The sequence below is a fragment of the Coriobacteriia bacterium genome (assembly GCA_013334745.1).
GTDB lineage: Bacteria > Actinomycetota > Coriobacteriia > Anaerosomatales > JAAXUF01 > JAAXWY01.
Map to the genome: position 1 here is coordinate 19833 of JAAXWY010000024.1, position 16510 is coordinate 36342.

Annotated in this window: 15 protein-coding genes; all 15 read left to right on the forward strand. The window is 64.8% G+C overall.

Annotated features, from left to right (window positions below):
* The first annotated feature begins 1 nt into the window (after position 1).
* Positions 2 to 1921, forward strand: coding sequence for an NADH-quinone oxidoreductase subunit L (nuoL, locus tag HGB10_07355; protein NTU71617.1), 1920 nt, complete (start codon positions 2 to 4; stop codon positions 1919 to 1921).
* Positions 1918 to 3384, forward strand: coding sequence for an NADH-quinone oxidoreductase subunit M (locus HGB10_07360; protein NTU71618.1), 1467 nt, complete (start codon positions 1918 to 1920; stop codon positions 3382 to 3384). Before nuoL (HGB10_07355) ends, HGB10_07360 begins: the two co-directional genes overlap by 4 nt.
* Before the next feature lie 3 nt (positions 3385 to 3387).
* Entirely contained in the window at positions 3388 to 4842 is a 1455-nt protein-coding gene (locus HGB10_07365; GenBank protein NTU71619.1) for an NADH-quinone oxidoreductase subunit N, read from the forward strand.
* Positions 4839 to 6326, forward strand: a complete 1488-nt coding sequence (locus tag HGB10_07370) for an NADH-quinone oxidoreductase subunit M (protein NTU71620.1) — start codon at positions 4839 to 4841, stop codon at positions 6324 to 6326. The genes HGB10_07365 and HGB10_07370 overlap by 4 nt, the downstream gene beginning before the upstream one ends.
* A gap of 275 nt (positions 6327 to 6601) precedes the next feature.
* Positions 6602 to 6958 carry an NADH-quinone oxidoreductase subunit A gene (locus tag HGB10_07375; protein ID NTU71621.1) on the forward strand — a complete coding sequence of 119 codons (357 nt, stop codon included), beginning with the start codon at positions 6602 to 6604 and terminating at the stop codon, positions 6956 to 6958.
* Entirely contained in the window at positions 6865 to 7455 is a 591-nt protein-coding gene (locus HGB10_07380) for an NADH-quinone oxidoreductase subunit B (GenBank protein ID NTU71622.1), read from the forward strand. Before HGB10_07375 ends, HGB10_07380 begins: the two co-directional genes overlap by 94 nt.
* Positions 7427 to 9109: an NADH-quinone oxidoreductase subunit D gene (locus HGB10_07385; GenBank protein ID NTU71623.1), complete on the forward strand. Its 1683-nt coding sequence runs from the start codon at positions 7427 to 7429 to the stop codon at positions 9107 to 9109. Before HGB10_07380 ends, HGB10_07385 begins: the two co-directional genes overlap by 29 nt.
* The gene (gene nuoH / locus HGB10_07390; protein NTU71624.1) at positions 9106 to 10116 is read left to right on the forward strand and encodes an NADH-quinone oxidoreductase subunit NuoH; all 1011 of its coding nucleotides are present in this window, start codon (positions 9106 to 9108) and stop codon (positions 10114 to 10116) included. The genes HGB10_07385 and nuoH overlap by 4 nt, the downstream gene beginning before the upstream one ends.
* Complete coding sequence (locus tag HGB10_07395) at positions 10113 to 10655, forward strand: 4Fe-4S binding protein (GenBank protein NTU71625.1); 543 nt, start codon at positions 10113 to 10115, stop codon at positions 10653 to 10655. The genes nuoH and HGB10_07395 overlap by 4 nt, the downstream gene beginning before the upstream one ends.
* On the forward strand, positions 10648 to 11160 hold the full coding sequence (locus HGB10_07400) for a hypothetical protein (protein NTU71626.1): 513 nt from the start codon (positions 10648 to 10650) through the stop codon (positions 11158 to 11160). Before HGB10_07395 ends, HGB10_07400 begins: the two co-directional genes overlap by 8 nt.
* Positions 11160 to 11471, forward strand: a complete 312-nt coding sequence (gene nuoK / locus HGB10_07405) for an NADH-quinone oxidoreductase subunit NuoK (GenBank protein ID NTU71627.1) — start codon at positions 11160 to 11162, stop codon at positions 11469 to 11471. Before HGB10_07400 ends, nuoK begins: the two co-directional genes overlap by 1 nt.
* Positions 11472 to 11473: 2 nt before the next feature.
* Positions 11474 to 13384, forward strand: coding sequence for an NADH-quinone oxidoreductase subunit L (nuoL, locus tag HGB10_07410; GenBank protein ID NTU71628.1), 1911 nt, complete (start codon positions 11474 to 11476; stop codon positions 13382 to 13384).
* A 3-nt stretch (positions 13385 to 13387) separates the two neighbouring features.
* Positions 13388 to 14854, forward strand: coding sequence for an NADH-quinone oxidoreductase subunit M (locus tag HGB10_07415; GenBank protein ID NTU71629.1), 1467 nt, complete (start codon positions 13388 to 13390; stop codon positions 14852 to 14854).
* Entirely contained in the window at positions 14855 to 16234 is a 1380-nt protein-coding gene (locus HGB10_07420; protein NTU71630.1) for an NADH-quinone oxidoreductase subunit N, read from the forward strand.
* Positions 16235 to 16365: 131 nt separating this feature from the next.
* On the forward strand, positions 16366 to 16510 hold a 145-nt coding region (locus tag HGB10_07425; GenBank protein NTU71631.1), incomplete at its 3' end, for a stress protein.

Here is a 16510-nt window from a genome sequence, read left to right on the forward strand (position 1 = left end):
GATGAACCTACTTCAGGACTCATGGGTTCTCCCGCTGCTTCCCCTGGTGGCGTTCGTGCTCATCACGGCGACCGGTCGCAAACTGCCGACGATGGTCGCGCCGGCGATCGGGATCGCCGCGATGAGCGGAGTCTTCGCTTCGTCGCTCGCCTTGCTGTGGATGACGATCGGCGGGCAGGCCGGCTCGGCGACCACCACGTGGCTGCACATCGGTGGCGTGCCTATCGAACTCGGCGTGGCCGTCGATGAGCTCTCGTCGCTCATGCTCGTCATCGTCTCGCTCGTCAGTCTGCTCGTGCAGATCTACTCGATCGGCTACATGCACTCCGACGAGCGCTTCCGCTGGTACTACGCGGCAATCTCACTGTTCACCGCGGCGATGCTCGGCGTCGTGCTCGCCAACGGCTGGCTGCTCATGTACATGTGCTGGGAGCTCATGGGGCTCGCCTCGTATCTCCTGATCGGCTTCTGGTACGAGCAACCGGTCGCCGCCAGAGCGGCCGCCAAGGCGTTCCTCGTGACACGCATCGGTGACGTCGGGTTCGGGCTCGCGCTCGTGTTCATGTGGACGCGTGCGCACTCGTTCCAGTTCGAAGAGGTGTTCCACCTCGTTGAGACCGGCGGCTGGGTCGGGCCTACTCTCATCGCCACGGCGCTCCTGCTGTTCATGGGGGCGATGGGTAAGAGTGCGCAGTTCCCGCTGCACGTCTGGCTTCCCGACGCGATGGCCGGTCCCACACCCGGCTCGGCGCTCATCCATGCCGCGACGATGGTGGCAGCAGGCGTGTACCTGGTCGCGCGCTCGTTCCCGCTGTTCGAGGCGAATCACATCACGCTGCAGGTTGTGGCCGCTATCGGGATGATCACCGCGCTCATGGCAGCGCTCATCGCGGTGACGATGGACGACATCAAGAAGATGCTCGCGTACTCGACGATCTCGCAGCTCGGCCTGATGATGCTCGCTCTGGGAGTCGGCAATTGGGTCGCAGCGATCTTCCATCTGATGACACACGCGTTCTTCAAGGCGTTGCTGTTCTTGGCCGCAGGCAGCGTGATCCACGCGACACACACGCAAGACCTCCACGAGATGGGCGGGCTGTGGCGCAAGATGCCGATCACCGCCATCACGTGGATCATCGGTTCGCTGTCGCTTGCAGGCATCCCACCGCTCGCGGGTTTCTGGAGCAAGGACGAGATCCTGCTGTCGGTGATGCACGGTGGCAACGTCGTCTATCTGATTCTCGCGGTTCTCACGGCGGGCCTGACCGCGTTCTACATGGGACGCGCGACCTTCCTCGCATTCTTCGCGACGCCGGGCCCGGCGAGCAAGAGCGAGCACGCGCACGAGTCCCCGGCGGTCATGACGGTGCCGCTGGTCGTACTCGCTGCGCTGGCCGTCGTAGCCGGCTTCGTCAATTCGCCGTTCGCGCACTACGCCTTCGGGGCGTTCCTCGGCGAACACGGCGGCGAGTTCTCGCTGCGCCTTGCCGTAGCGGCGGTCGCCGTCTCGGTTGGTGCGATCGCGTACGCGTGGCTGATGTACGTCAAGGAAGAGATCACTCCTGACTGGTACATGAAGACCTGGTTCGCCCAGTCGGTACTCGCACGGACGTTTCGTATCGACGACATGTACGAGTTCTTCGTCCTGGCGCCGATCATGGTCGTCTCGGAGTTCTTCGGCCGAATCGACTCGATGGCCGTCGACGGCGCCGTCCGTGGCGCCGGCTGGGTCGGGATGGTCGTGAGCAAGGCCCTCGCGATCTTCGATCGTTCGGGCATCGACGGAGCGGTCGACGGGCTCGGCTCGTCAGTGATCGGCGCCGGAAGGGGAGTGCGCAAAGCGCTCACCGGTGACGTGCAGATCTACCTGTTGATGTTCGTCGCCTCGATCGTGCTCCTCGTGGTGGTGTTCGTCCGATGAGTGGATACCCCGTGCTCTCGATCATCGTGCTCGCGCCGGTCGCTGCGGCGCTGCTGATCGTGCTCGTTGGCAGCCACCCCAAGGTGCCGCGTGTGATCGCGTTGCTTGCCGGAGTGGTCACTCTGGTCGGGTCGCTGGCCGTGTGGATCGGCTACGACAAGGTCGCGGGCGGTTTCCAGTTCACCGAGTCGGTTCCATGGATTCCGTCGCTCGGGGTCTCGTACTCCCTCGGAGTCGATGGCATTTCCGTGCCGATGCTGCTGCTCACCTCCATCGTCATCTTCACGGGCGTGCTGGTGAGCTGGAACGTCGAGACGCGCCCTCGCGAGTTCTTCGCGCTGCTGCTACTGCTCGTGACCGGGGTGTTCGGTGTGTTCGCCGCGCGCGATGCGTTCCTGCTGTTCTTCTTCTATGAGATGGCTGTTCTCCCCATGTATCTGCTCATCGCCATCTGGGGGAGCACGCGCAAGGAGTACTCGGCGATGAAGCTCACGCTGTTCCTGTTCGCAGGCAGCGCGGTGCTGATTCTGCTGCTGGTTCTGGCGTACTGGCAGGTTGGGCAGGGCACGTTCGACCTCGGCGTATGGTCGGCGTATCGATTCACCGATCAGTTCCAGATGTGGGGATTCCTGTTGGCGCTGGTGGGCTTCGGCGCTCTCATCCCGATCTTTCCGCTGCACACCTGGTCGCCTGACGGCCACGTGGCCGCCCCCACCGCTGTCTCGATGATCCACGCGGGCGTACTTCTCAAGATCGGTGCCTACGGCCTGATTCGACTCGGGATGATGCTCTTCCCACATGGCGCGCACGATTGGGCGTATCTCGTCATCGGCATCGGTGTGGTCAACATCGTCTACGGTGCGTTCTGTGCGATGAGCCAGACCGACCTGAAGTACGTCATCGGCTACTCGAGCGTGAGCCACATGGGCTACGTGCTGCTCGGCTTGGGAATCGGCGGCAGGTTCGCGCTGACCGGCGCCGTCTTCCAGATGTTCGCGCACGGCATCATGACCGGGCTGTTCTTCGCGCTCATCGGATTCATCTACGAGCAGACCCACACGCGCGCGATCGCCGAGATATCCGGCCTCATGCACCGCACGCCACTGGTCGCCGCCTGCTTCATCATCGCGGCGGCGTCGAGCATGGGCCTGCCGTCGACCGCGGGTTTCGTCGCCGAGCTGCTCGTGTACGTCGGGGTCGTCACCCAGTCCGTGTGGGTCGCCGCTGCGGCTTTCGTGGGGGTCGTCGTCACCGCTGCCTACCTGCTGCGCCTGCTGGGGCGGATTCTGCTCGGAGAGCCGTCCGATGCCGTCTTGCCTATTCACGACGCCACGCCGCTGCGCTTCGCCCCGATGGCGATCCTGGCTGCCACGATCATGTTCGTCGGCATTTTGCCCAACTCGATGTTCACCATGATTACGAGCGGTATCCTTCCGCTGCTCAGGCGATTGGCGGGTGGTTAGGCCATGGGCGGCACAGCACAAGCGGTCGCGTACCTGTGGCCCGAGCTGATCGTGGCGATCACTGGCGCGCTGATTCTCGTCATCGACCTGTTCCTGCCGCGTGTCGGCGAGGAGGGCGCATCGTCGCGCTCGTGGCTGGCATACGTCGGAGTCGCCGGTCTTGCGGTCGCTGCGGTAGCGACTGCCGCCCGCGCGGGAGTCGAGACGACGCTGTTCGACGGCATCATCGTGCTCGACGGGCTCGCGACGTACTTCACGTTCCTGTTCCTCGGGATCGGCGCGCTCTCGCTCCTGCTGGCCGCCAACTCCGTCCCGAGGTTCACCCGCTGGCCTGCCGAGTACTACGCGCTGGTCGTGTGGTGCACGCTCGGGCACATGGTATTGGCATCCGCCGGTGAGCTGTTCACGATCTTCGTCACGCTGCAGCTGACGAGCCTGCCGCTCATCATCTTGATCGGGTACGCCAAGCGAAGTGGGAAGTCCGGCGAGGCGGCGTTGAAGTACCTGCTGCTCGTGTTGGTCTCCACGGCGGTCCTCGCGTACGGCATGAGCCTGATCTACGGCTCGCTGGGCACGAGCACCATCTCCGAGATCGCGCTTCAGCTGGGCAAGGCCGAGCGGATAGACTCGGTGGTCGCGCTGGGGCTGGTGCTGTTGCTCACCGGCTTCGCGTTCAAGATCACGGCGGCGCCATTCCACTACTGGGTGCCCGACACCTACGAGGGTGCGCCGACGCCGACCACCGCGTTCATGTCGGTCGGGTCGAAGTTCGCCGGTTTCGCACTCGCACTCCGCATCATCGTGGCGACCACACACGTGCAGCTCGACTGGCCGCTGATCTTCGGCGTGATGGCTGCACTCTCGATGACCATCGGTAACCTCGGTGCGATTCGTCAGGTCAACATCAAGCGCATGCTCGCGTACTCAGGCATCGCCCAGGCCGGCTACCTTCTCGTGGGCGTGGCCGCGCTTTCGGCTGCGGGCGTCGCTTCGATTCTGTTCTACTCGGTCGCCTACACGCTTGCGAACCTCGCTGCGTTCGGCACGATCATCAACGTCGCCAAGGCAACCCGCTCGGCTGAGATCGAGGGCTACGCAGGCTTGGCGAAACGGGCACCGCTCGTCGCGCTTACGGCGGCCATCGCGCTCCTGTCGCTGGGAGGTCTGCCGCTGCTGGGCGGATTCATGGCTAAGTTCTACGTCTTCCTGACCGCAGCGCACGAGGGCCTGATATGGCTCGTAGCCATCGGCGTCATAAACAGCGTGATCTCGATGTACTACTACATGCGCGTCATCTACGTGATCTACGTGCGTGAGGGCGACACCGAGCCACTCGTGCTCGACCCATCGGCCACGCTGGCCTCCGCGGTGTGTGTGGCCGGAGTGCTGGCGCTCGGCCTCTTCCCCGAGTATGCGTTCCGGCTCGCCAACGAGGCTGCGGCGGTGTTGTTCCGATGATGACTCAGATGGGAACCGGACAGCTCGTGTTGGCAGCGACGATCCTCGTCCCGCTGGTGGGCGGCATCCTGCTCTCTCTGATTCCGCGCTCGTTCTCGGGCCATGCTCGTGGCTATGCGCTCGGGATCAGCGGCCTGGTGCTCGTGATGGCAGGCTGGCTGTGGGCCAACTTCGATCCGACCGTCGCCGGCATGCAGTTCGAGATCGATGTGCCGTGGATCGCAGGGCTTGGGACGGCGTTCCATCTTGGAGTCGACGGTCTGTCGCTGCCGTTGCTGTTCCTCACCGCGCTTCTCACCTGTCTTGCGGTCATCGCATCGGCGGGCATCAACGATAGGGAGCGCCAGTACTTCACCCTGCTCCTGCTCCTCGAGGCCGGATTGAGCGGCGTGTTCGTCTCGCTCGACCTCATCCTGTTCTACCTGTTCTGGGAAGTCGTACTCATTCCGATGTACTTCCTGATCAGCATCTGGGGCGGCCCCAACCGTGCGTACGCCGCGGTGAAGTTCTTCCTCTACACACTCGCTGGCAGCCTCGCCATGCTCGCCGGCATCATCGCCTTGTATCTGGCGACTGGCGCCAAGACGTTCGACCTCATCCGAATCGCCGAGAGCGCCGGGCACCTGCCGGCCGCACTTCAGACCGGCATCTTCATCGCGATTGCAGTCGGCCTCGCGGTCAAGGTGCCGATCTTCCCGTTGCACACCTGGCTTCCCGACGCCCACGTCGAGGCGCCCACTGCGGTCTCGGTGCTCCTCGCCGGCGTGCTGCTCAAAATGGGAAGCTACGGCTTCATCCGCCTCGGGCCGGGGGTGCTCCCGGCCGGGTTCACGGCGATCGCACCCGTACTTGCCGTGCTCGCGGTGATATCGATCGTCTACGGAGCGGCGCTGGCGCTCGTTCAGACAGACCTCAAACGGCTCGTCGCCTACTCGTCCGTGTCGCACATGGGCTACGTCATGCTCGGCATCAGTGCCGGCACGACTGCGGGCTTGACCGGTGCCACCGTGCAGATGTTCTCGCACGGGCTGATCGCCGGGTTGCTGTTCCTGTTGGTCGGGGCGGTTTACTCGCGGGCGCACACTCGCGAGATGGCCGCGTTCGGGGGTATCGCGAAGGTGACCCCGATTCTTGCCGGGGGCTTCGTGTTCGCCTCGTTCGCCTCGCTTGGGCTTCCAGGCATGAGCGGCTTCATCGGCGAGTTCCTCGTCGTCGCTGGCACGCTGCCCGTCTATCCGGTGCTCGCGATGATCTCCGCGGCTGCAGTCGTACTCACCGTGAGCTACCTGCTGTGGATGCTGCGGCGAGTGACCTTCGGGCCACTGAACGAGGAGCGTGCGGGAATGCCCGACATCAGCGGCAGCGAGGTGGCGTCCATGGCGCCGCTGGCGCTGCTCATCCTCGTGGTCGGCGTGCTGCCCCAGTCGCTCATCGGCGTGATGCAGACCACCATCGAGTCGATCGTCGCAGTGCTCGCTCGGTAGCTCGTGAGGTGCTGTGATGCGAGCCGCTGCCGGCATCGCCGTCCGCCCGTCCGTTTCGCACCGGGGCGAGCCGTATACCGACACAACCGACCCGCACGCGGAGTTATGTTGCAGCGTGCGTTTCTGTCTTGTCACACGCGCTGGTGTCGTATGGTATTGTCCGAAAACCAATAGCCTGGTGATTGGGCGGGGGCGGGTTATGCACTGCTCCTTCGGACCCCTCGCCAGCGCGTTGTGCGTCCTGAGTCTCGCGGGGTGAAGGAAGGGTCGGCTGCTTGGCGCTGGACAGGGTAATCATCGCGGTCTTCGTGATGCTGGGTGCGGCTTTCGTTGCCGTCACCCTTGCCACGTCATGGCTCCTCAGTCCCAAGAAGCCCTCCGCCGAGAAGTCCGAGACCTACGAGTGTGGCGTTGAGTCCATCGGCCCGCCATGGGTCAAGTTCCACGCCGGCTACTACGTCTACGCGCTCCTGTTCGTCATCTTCGATATTGAGACCGTGTTTCTCTATCCGTGGGCGCTTGTCTACGGCATGCGTGGCTGGTTTGTCTTCGTCGAGATGGTCGTGTTCGTGACCATCCTTGTCGCCGGTCTGATTTACGCCTGGAAAGAGGGGGCGTTGTCGTGGCGATAGACAAGCTGACCGGCGAACACTCTGCGATCTTCATCCGCAGCGAGCAGCTCTTCGACATGGCCCGGCGCAAGTCGCTGTGGTACATGGCGTTCGGTATCGCCTGCTGCGCCATCGAGGGACTCATGCACGCGTCGGGCCCCAAGTTCGACTTCGACCGCTTGGGCGTCTTCTTCCGAGCGAGTCCGCGTCAAGCCGACGTGATGATCGTGGCAGGCACCGTCAACCACAAGATGGCGCCGGTCGTCCGACGCCTCTACGACGAGATGCCTGAGCCCAAGTGGGTCATCGCTATGGGCGCGTGTGCGTCGACCGGCGGCCCCTTCCGCGAGTACCCCAACGTGATCATGGGTGTCGACAAGATAGTCCCGGTCGACGTGTACATTCCCGGGTGCCCGCCTCGGCCCGAGTCCGTGCAGTACGGCTTCCTCACGCTCATGAAGAAGATCCAGGCGCAGACGGAGGGTAGGCTTGCAGCAGCTCGACACGACGGTCGCTAAGAGCGTCCTCGAACGCGCGGGCATCGAGTCTTCGGTCGAATCGGCGGAGGGTTCTCTCTCCGTGTGTCGTGTCGCTGCGACTGACGTTAGGGCCGCGCTCGTCGCCCTGCGCGACTCCGACGTGTCGGTTCGCGCATTGGTCGACCTGTTCGGAATCGACACCGGCGAGGCTGTCGACGCCGTCTACCACGTACGCTCACTCACGCGCGACGAGGACCTGATCATCAAGGCCGCGCACGACTACGATGGCGTGCTCACGAGTATCTGGGACCTCTTCCCGGGCGCGCTGATGCCCGAGCGCGAGACCGCCGAGCTGTTCGGGCTGTCGCTTGCCGGGCACCCCAACCCGAAGCGGCTGCTGACCACAGATGGGTGCGCACCGCTGCTGCGCAAGTCGTTCGAGGTACGCGGCGCCGATGAGGTCCGCGACCGGGCCTCTCAGCACATCGAGGTCACCGCGGTCGACAAACCCACGGGTTCGATCGCCGCGCCAAACGACCCCGGGATGCTCGGCGAGTGCGTGGTGGTTCTGCCGCGGATCCCAAGCGGCGTTCCCACGAAGTCCTCCGAGAACCTGATTCTCAACATGGGCCCGCAGCACCCGTCCACCCACGGCGTGCTTCGCCTCATCCTCGAACTCGACGGCGAGACGATCGTCTCGGGCGAGTCGGTCATCGGCTATCTGCACCGCGGCATCGAGAAGCTCGCTGAATCACGCCGCTACTCGGCGGTCGGCACGCTCATGGACCGCGGTGACTACGTGGCGGGCATCCACGGTGAGCTCGCGTTCGCGCTCGCGACCGAGGCAGCGGCCGAGATCGAGGTTCCACGCCGAGCGAACTACCTGCGGTGCCTGCTCGGCGAACTGAACCGAATCGCAAGTCACATCGTCTGGTACGGGCCGATGGGTCTGGACGCCGGCGCGATGGGGCAGTTCCTGTACACGTTCCGCGACCGAGAAGCGCTTCTCGACATCCTCGAGGACATCACCGGCCAGCGAATGATGTTCAACTACGTGCGCCCGGGCGGGGTCGTTGCCGACATCACCACCACCGCCGAGGCCAAGATCCGCAGGTTCCTCGATGACTTCGCGATCCACGTCGTCGAGAACGAAGAGATCCTCATGGACAACGAGATCTTCCAGATGAGGACCAAGGGCGTAGGCGTCATCGACCGAGAGGCCGCGCTTGCGTTCGGGCTGACCGGTCCGGCGCTGCGCGGTTCCGGAATCGCGTGGGACATCCGACGCGATCGCCCGTACGCCGCCTACGACGAACTCGAGTTCGACGTTCCCGTCGCCGAGGCCGGCGACATCTACGCGCGCTGCCAGGTGCGCATCGAGGAGATGAAGCAGTCGGCGGCCATCGTCCGCCAGTGCCTCGACGGGATGCCTGAAGGCGAGCACACCGCCAAGGTCGCGCGCGTCTTGCGTCCCAAAGCCGCCGAGGCGTATGCAGCCGTGGAGTCTCCGCGCGGCGAACTCGGCGTGCATCTCGTCACCGACGGCACCGACACCCCGTACCGGATGCGCTACCGCCCGCCCGCGCTCTACGCGCTGCAGGCGGGCGAGGCGTTCCTGCCGGGCGTGCTTCTCGCCGACTCCGTCGTGCTCATGGGTAGCCTCGACCTGATCCTGGGCGAGGTGGACCGATGAACCCGTGGCTTGTCGGCGTACTGCGCTTCCTTGCGGCCATCGGGCTGATGCTGCTCAACGGCGTCGTGCTTATCTACATGCTGCGCAAGGTGCTGGCGAAGCTGCACATCCGCATGGGGCCGATGGACAACGGGCCGCATGGCCTTCTGCAGACCGTCTTTGACGTGCTCAAGCTCCTCACGAAAGAGGATCCGACGCCGCGAGCCGTCGACAAACTGCTGTTCTTCCTCGCGCCGGCGATCGTGTTCGTGCCCTCACTGATGTCGTACGCGGTGCTGCCGTTCTCGCGGACGTGGGTCATCCTCGACCTGCCCTACGGGCTGCTGTTCATCTTCGCGGTCATGTCGATCATCCCGCTGGGCATTCTTGCTGCCGGCTGGTCGTCGAACAACAAGTGGTCGCTTATCGGTGCGATGCGCAGCGTCGGTTCTCAGGTCACTTACGAGGTCCCGATGCTCCTCGCCGCGCTGCCGGTGGTCATGATGGCCAACTCGATGAGCCTGGGCGACATCGTCAACGCACAGTCCGGGCTCGCCTTCGGCTTCATCCCCAAGTGGTTCGCGTGGAACGTCCCCGCGCTGGTGCTGTTCTTCATCGCCGGTCTCATCGAGGCCGGCCAAACGCCGTTCGACCTGGCCGAGGCCGAATCCGAGCTGGTTGCCGGGTTCGCTACGGAGTACTCGGCGATGAAGTTCGGCCTGCTGTTCCTCTCGGAGTTCAGCAACGTGTTCGTGTTCTCGGCGCTCGTCGTCACACTGTTCTTCGGTGGCTGGAACATCCCGTGGGTTCCCGCCGACCTCATCCAGCCCATCGCGCCCGTGGTCTTCATCATCAAGACTTACTTGGTGATCTTCCTCGTGTTCGCCATCCGAGGCACGTTGCCTCGTCTACGGGTCGACCAGTTCCTCGCGACCGGCTGGAAGGTTCTGCTCCCGGCGTCGCTCGCGTGGGTCATGGTGACCGGCGCCGCCCTCAAGATCCTCGCCACGCTTGGTGGTGGCCAATGAGAATCTGGGGCACCGGCGTACTCAAGAGCATGCGCATCGCCTTCCGCAACTTCATGCGACCCAACATCACCGTGCAGTACCCGCACGAGCGAGTCGAGCTGCCCGAGCGTTCGCGCTGGGCGCTTGCGATGAAGCTCGACGAGGCGGGTGCGCACAAGTGCACGGGCTGCATGGCGTGTGAGAAGGCGTGTCCCGACTTCATCATCAAGATCGAGATCACCACCGGCGAAGACCGCAGCAAGCACATCGACCACTGGCACTACGAGGTGGGCGCGTGCATGATGTGCGGCCTGTGCGTCGAGGCGTGCACCTTCGACGCCATCGAGATGAGCCACGACTACGAGCTTGCCCGCATCGACCCCTCGACGCTCGCGATCGAGCTGCTCGCCGATACACCCGTCGCGGTCGCCAAGAAGCGCGCGCCTGTGGCCCCTGCGGCCGAACCCGCATCGGCCGCTGCGAGCGCCGCCGCCGAAGCCGCTGCCGACACTGTGAACCCCGCGCCCGCCACCGCCGAGGAAGGATGCGCTGATGCCTGATACCGTCAACGGCGCGGCTTTCCTCGTACTCGCTGCCATGTGCGTGGGCGGTGCGATCGGGATGATCGTCGCCAAGAACATCGTCCACAGCGCGTTTTGGGTCCTCGAGGCCTCGATCGCCGTGGCCGGTCTGTTCTTCCTCCTGCGGGCAGACTACGTCGCGCTGGTCCAGATCCTCGTGTATGCGGTCGCCGTGGCGGTCCTGATGGTCTTCTCGATCATGATCACGCTCAGGCGCCCCGAGGACGCGGTTCGTCCGCGCGACTTCTCACCGATCGCGGCGATCGTCGCAGTCGGGTTTTGCGCGGTCATGTTCGTTGCCTTGCGTGACTACCACCCGGTAGCGACGCAGTCGGCGGTGGCATGGACTTCCGACATCGCCACGTTCGGGCGACTGCTGTTCGCCGCAGACGGGTGGGCACTGCCCTTCGAGATCGCCTCGCTCATCCTCACCGTGGCGCTCGTCGGCGCGGTCTGGTGGACCAAGGACGGGGGCGACGAGTGATGCGTTTCGGAATCGAACCGTTCCTCATGCTCGCCGCGGTGCTGTTCTCAATCGGCCTGTACGGCGCACTCTCAAAGAAAGCGACCGTGCAGTTGCTGCTCTCACTTGAGTTGATGGCCATGGCGGTCAACATCAATCTCGTCGCATTCGCTCGCTTCGTCACGCCGATGACCATGGACGGCGTGTTCTTCGCCGTGTTCACCATGGTCGTCTCGGCCGCGGAGGTCGGACTCGGACTCGGCCTCGTCATCGCGATCTACCGTTCGCTCAAGTCCAGTGAGGTCACGAGCATGAACGAGCTGAAGGGATAGGGATGAACTGGCTCATCGCCATACCTGCCCTTCCCGCGTTGGCGTTTCTCGCCCTCGTGGCGCTGCCGCGTGAGCTGCGCAACAAGATGCTCTGGCTGCCCGTTGCCGGAATCGTCGGCTCGACGGTGCTCTCGCTCGCTGCGTTCGCGGAGGTATGGCCCGGTGGCGAGGAGTCGCTGTCAGCGGTCTGGAACTACTCGTGGGTCCTCGCGGAGGTTGGGGGGCGGCCGTTCGAACTCGGCGTCCAGCTCGACTCGATCGCGGCGATCCTGCTCGTGGTTGTGACCGTGGTTGCGAGCTGTGTGCAGGTGTACTCGCTCGGCTACATGCACAACGACGCGCGACGCGGCTGGTACTTCGCGGTGCTCTCACTGTTCACCGCCGCGATGCTCGCTCTCGTGCTCGCCGATAACCTGCTGCTCCTGTTCGCCACGTGGGAGATCATGGGCCTGTGCTCCTACCTCCTCATCGGCTTCTGGTACGAACTCGAGGCCCCTCGCAAGGCCTCGCAGAAGGCGTTCCTTACGACTCGTGTAGGCGACCTCGGCCTGCTCTTCGCGCTTGTGGTCATCTATAACGCGATCGGGACGTGGGAGTTGACCGACGTGTTCGCCTCGGTCGAAACCTGGGGCCCGGGCGTCGCGACCGCCGCAGCCATCGGCCTCGTCATCGGGGCCATGGGTAAGTCGGCGCAGGTGCCACTGCACGTGTGGCTGCCTGATGCCATGGCGGGCCCCACGCCCGCATCCGCGTTGATCCACGCCGCGACGATGGTCGCCGCCGGCGTCTACCTGCTCACCCGGATGCTGCCGGTGCTCGAGGCGGCTCCGGCCGTGCTGTCCGCGGTACTCGTGATCGGAGCAGTGACCGGAATCGTCGGCGGGTTGTTGGCGGCGGTCCAACACGACGTGAAGAAGGTTCTCGCGTACTCAACGATCTCGCAGCTAGGGCTCATGTTCATGGCGATCGGCAGCGCGAGTGTCGTTGCAACGATGTTCCACCTCGTGACGCACGCGTTCTTCAAGTCGCTGCTGTTCCTCGGGGCAGGCGTGATCATTCACTCCGCCAAGACGCAGGACATGCGTGAGATGGGCGGACTGCGCAAGCACATGCCGATCACGTGGGCGACGTTCCTCGTGGGCTCACTTGCCTTGGCCGGGGTCATCCCGTTCTCGGGATTCTTCAGCAAAGACGAGATCATCGCGTCGCTGCTTCACGAGCACCTTGTCTGGGCGGTCGTCGCGGTCCTCACGGTATCGCTGCTCACCGCGTTCTACATGACCCGCCTGTACTTCCGCGTCTTCGAGGGCCCCGAGCAGATCGAGCATCTGCACGACGGTCACAAGACGATGCTGTTCCCGATGGTGCTGCTTGCCCTCATCACGTGCGTGGTCGGCTTCGGGAGCATTCAGTTCGCCGCATTCCTCGGCGAGGAGATCGAGTGGCCATCCATCGAGTTGATCCTCATGTCCAGCGGCGTTGCCGCCGCGGGAATCTCGAGCGCGTGGTGGGTCTACGGTCGACGTTCGACGGTGGTCAACACGCGCGTATACAAGGAGCGCATGGGCCGTGTCTATTCGGCGCTCAGCCTCAAGCTCTACTTCGACATCGCGTACGACGCGATCTTCATCAAGCCGTTCATGCGCCTCGGTGACCTGCTCTGGGGCATCGATCGCTCGGCGATCGACGGCGTCGTCAACGGCGCCGCCGCAGCGTGGGTTCGACTCGCCGAGGGGTCCTGGGGCTTCGACCGAGTCGCCATCGATGGCATCGTCAACGGACTCGCGTCGTTCTCGCGCAACACAGGTTCCGCTCTCCGCTCGATTCAGACCGGGCGTCTGCAAACCTATCAGCGACTCATCCTCGCAGCTGTCGTGCTGTTCATGCTGTATCTCGTGTTGAAAGGGGCCTGACGCGTGCTGACCCTCATCGTGTTCCTGCCGCTCGTCGGCGCCATCCTGTGTGCGGTGGTGCCCAAGAGCCAGCCGACGTGGCCCCGCTGGATAGCCGGGATCATCGCCGCGGTGGACCTCGCGCTTGTCGGCTGGGTCATCACGCAGTTCTCGCGTGACGGCGGTCTGCAGTTCGTCGAGAAGTTCGCATGGGTGCCGATGGCCAACATCAACTACCACCTCGCACTCGACGGACTGTCGCTGCCGATGCTGTTCCTGTCGGCGCTGCTCACCCTGCTCGCGGTGATCGCGAGCTGGAAGCTCGAGAACAAGCCGGCGTTCTACTTCGCCATGCTGATGCTGTTGCAGGTGGGCATGAACGGTGTCTTTCTCGCGATGGACTTCATCTTGTTCTACGTGTTCTGGGAGCTCGTGCTCGTGCCGATGTACTTCCTCATCGCGCAGTGGGGCGGCGAGCGTCGTCAGTACGCGGCGATGAAGTTCTTCCTCTACACGCTGCTCGGCTCGGTGTTCATGCTGGTGGGGATCATCGCCCTGTACCTCAAGACGAACTCGTTCGACATCGTCTGGCTGCAGGCCAACGCCCCGGCGCTCGTACCGGCGGGTCTGCAGTGGTGGTTGTTCCTGGCGTTCTTCCTCGGCTTCGCGGTCAAGGTGCCGATGTGGCCGTTGCACACCTGGCTTCCCGATGCTCACGTCGAGGCGCCGACCGCGGCGTCGGTGCTGCTCGCCGGCGTGCTGCTGAAGATGGGAACCTACGGCTTCATGCGCGTCTCGCTGCCGATCCTGCCGCAGGCCTACCTGCAGTGGCGCGGCGCGATTGGGATCCTCGCTGCGATCGCTATCGTGTACGGCGCCGCGGTCGCGTTCGCGCAGACCGACCTCAAGAAACTGGTGGCGTACTCGTCTGTCTCGCACATGGGCTTCGCGATGCTCGGTATCGCGGCTGGTACCGCCGCGGGTCTCGACGGCGCGGTCGCGGTCAACTTCAGCCACGGTCTGACCACCGGCATGCTGTTCTTCATGGTGGGCATGGTCTACGACCGTGCGCACACGCGTGAGATCTCCAAGCTCTCCGGACTCGCCGGTCAGATGCCCGTCATCGCAGGGCTCATGGCGTTCGCGTCGTTCGCGTCGATGGGCCTGCCTGCGCTGTCCGGCTTCGTCGGCGAGTTCCTCTCGCTGCTCGGTGCGTGGCAGGCCTGGGCCGGCACGCCGATGCAGTGGGCCGTCGCGGCTTCTTCGCTGGGCGTGTTGTTCGGTGCTGCGTACATGCTGTGGATGCTGCAGCGCGTGGTACTCGGCCAGCCGTCGTACGCGATTGCCGACCTCCCGGACGCCTCACTGCGCGACATCGTCGTCATCGCGCCGCTCGTGCTGCTCACCGTTGCGGTGGGTGTGAACTGGAGCCTGTTGCTCGGCTACGTCGACCCTGCGGTTCGCGTTCTCGGGAAGGCTGTGGGGATCTAGGTGACCGGATACGCCCTCATCATCCCCGAACTTCTGCTCCTCGCCGGCGCGCTGTGGGCGCTCTTCGCCGAGCTGCTTCCCGGCAAGGATCGCGGTGCCGCATGGATCGGCGCGGCGCTGTCGCTTGCCGCGGGCGTGCTGGTTGCGCTGCAGGGTGTGGGGGGTCAGGGCCCGTTCGGCGACCTGCTCGCGTTCGACGGGTCGGCGCGTGCCGCCCGCATCGCGGTCGCGTTCCTGACGACCGCGTGGCTGCTGTGGACTGCGGAGCGTGGCGAGGGTCGCATCCGTGAAGCGGTCTCGCTTGCGATGTTTGCGGCGCTGGGTGCGATGCTCATGTCCGAGGCACGCGAACTGATGACGCTGGTCATGGCCGTGGAGCTTGCGACGATTCCGGCGTATGTGCTGATGGGCTATCGCCGAGCCAACATCCGCAGCCTCGAAGGCGCACTCAAGTACTTCCTGTTGTCGATGCTCACCTCACTGGTGATGTTCTACGGCTTCTCCTTCGTATACGGCCTGAGCGGCACTACCCGCTACGCCGGACTCGACCTCAGCGGCGCCGGCTCGCTCGGACTGCTCGCGGTCCTGCTTGCGGCGGTCGGTATGTTCTCGAAGCTCTCTGCCGCGCCGTTTCACTTCTGGGCGCCCGATGCCTACGAGGGTGCCGATGCATGGGCTGTCGCGTTCGTCTCCACTGTCCCCAAGGTCGCTGGTGCGGTCGCACTCGTGCGGCTGCTCGCTGCAATCGCCCCGGGTATTGCGAGCGTCGGTACCGTCGTACTGGTCGTGTCGGTGGTCTCGATGCTGCTGGGTAACCTCGGCGCGCTGACACAGGGCGATGTCCGGCGCCTCATGGCGTACTCGGGCGTCGCGCACACCGGCTACCTACTGCTCGGTGCTTCGACGCTCGCGGCTGCCGGGTTCTCCTCGGCGGTGTTCTACGCGCTGGCATACGCCGCTCCGTCGCTCGGCGTCATGCTGGTGGCGGCCGAGGTCGGGCCGGGGCTGGCGGACTTCGACGGGCTTGCGAAGCATCGTCCCGCCACAGCCTGGGCAGTGGTCGTGCTGCTGTTCTCGCTGATCGGCATCCCGCCGCTCGTGGGCTTCTTCGGCAAGCTGAACCTGTTCACCGCCGCTCTCGCCGGGGGTTCGACCGCGAGTATCGTCGCAGTCATCATCGCCGTGGTGATGAGCGTCGTGTCGGCCGGCTACTATCTGCGCATCGTGCGTGCGATGTTCTTCGGTGAACCCGCCGAGCAGCCTGCGGCCGCCGCTTCGCCGATCGCTTCGCTCGCTCTCACGCTGTGCGTGCTCGCCGTCATCGCCGCCGGCCTCGGTGCAGGCGTCGTTCTCGGCTCGCTGGGCACGCTCGCCCTGTAGCCTCGCAGGCGCGGGTCGCTATGTTCATTCCGTGAAATGCCGCCACCGCGGGCCCGCTCGGCGGTATGTTCTCGTTGCGGCGATCGCATGAGCCGCTCGATTCTGTGCTCCGACTTGCTTCGAGGTGAACGATGACCGACGACGGAATCAACAACTCCCAGGCTCCCGAGCCGTTCGCGCCCGTACCGCCGAGCGTGCCCCCCGCGGCGGTCCCGCCAACGGCCGCGGTCGCGCCGCTGGTGCCGCCGTACGCGGCTGCACCCGTGCCCACCCACG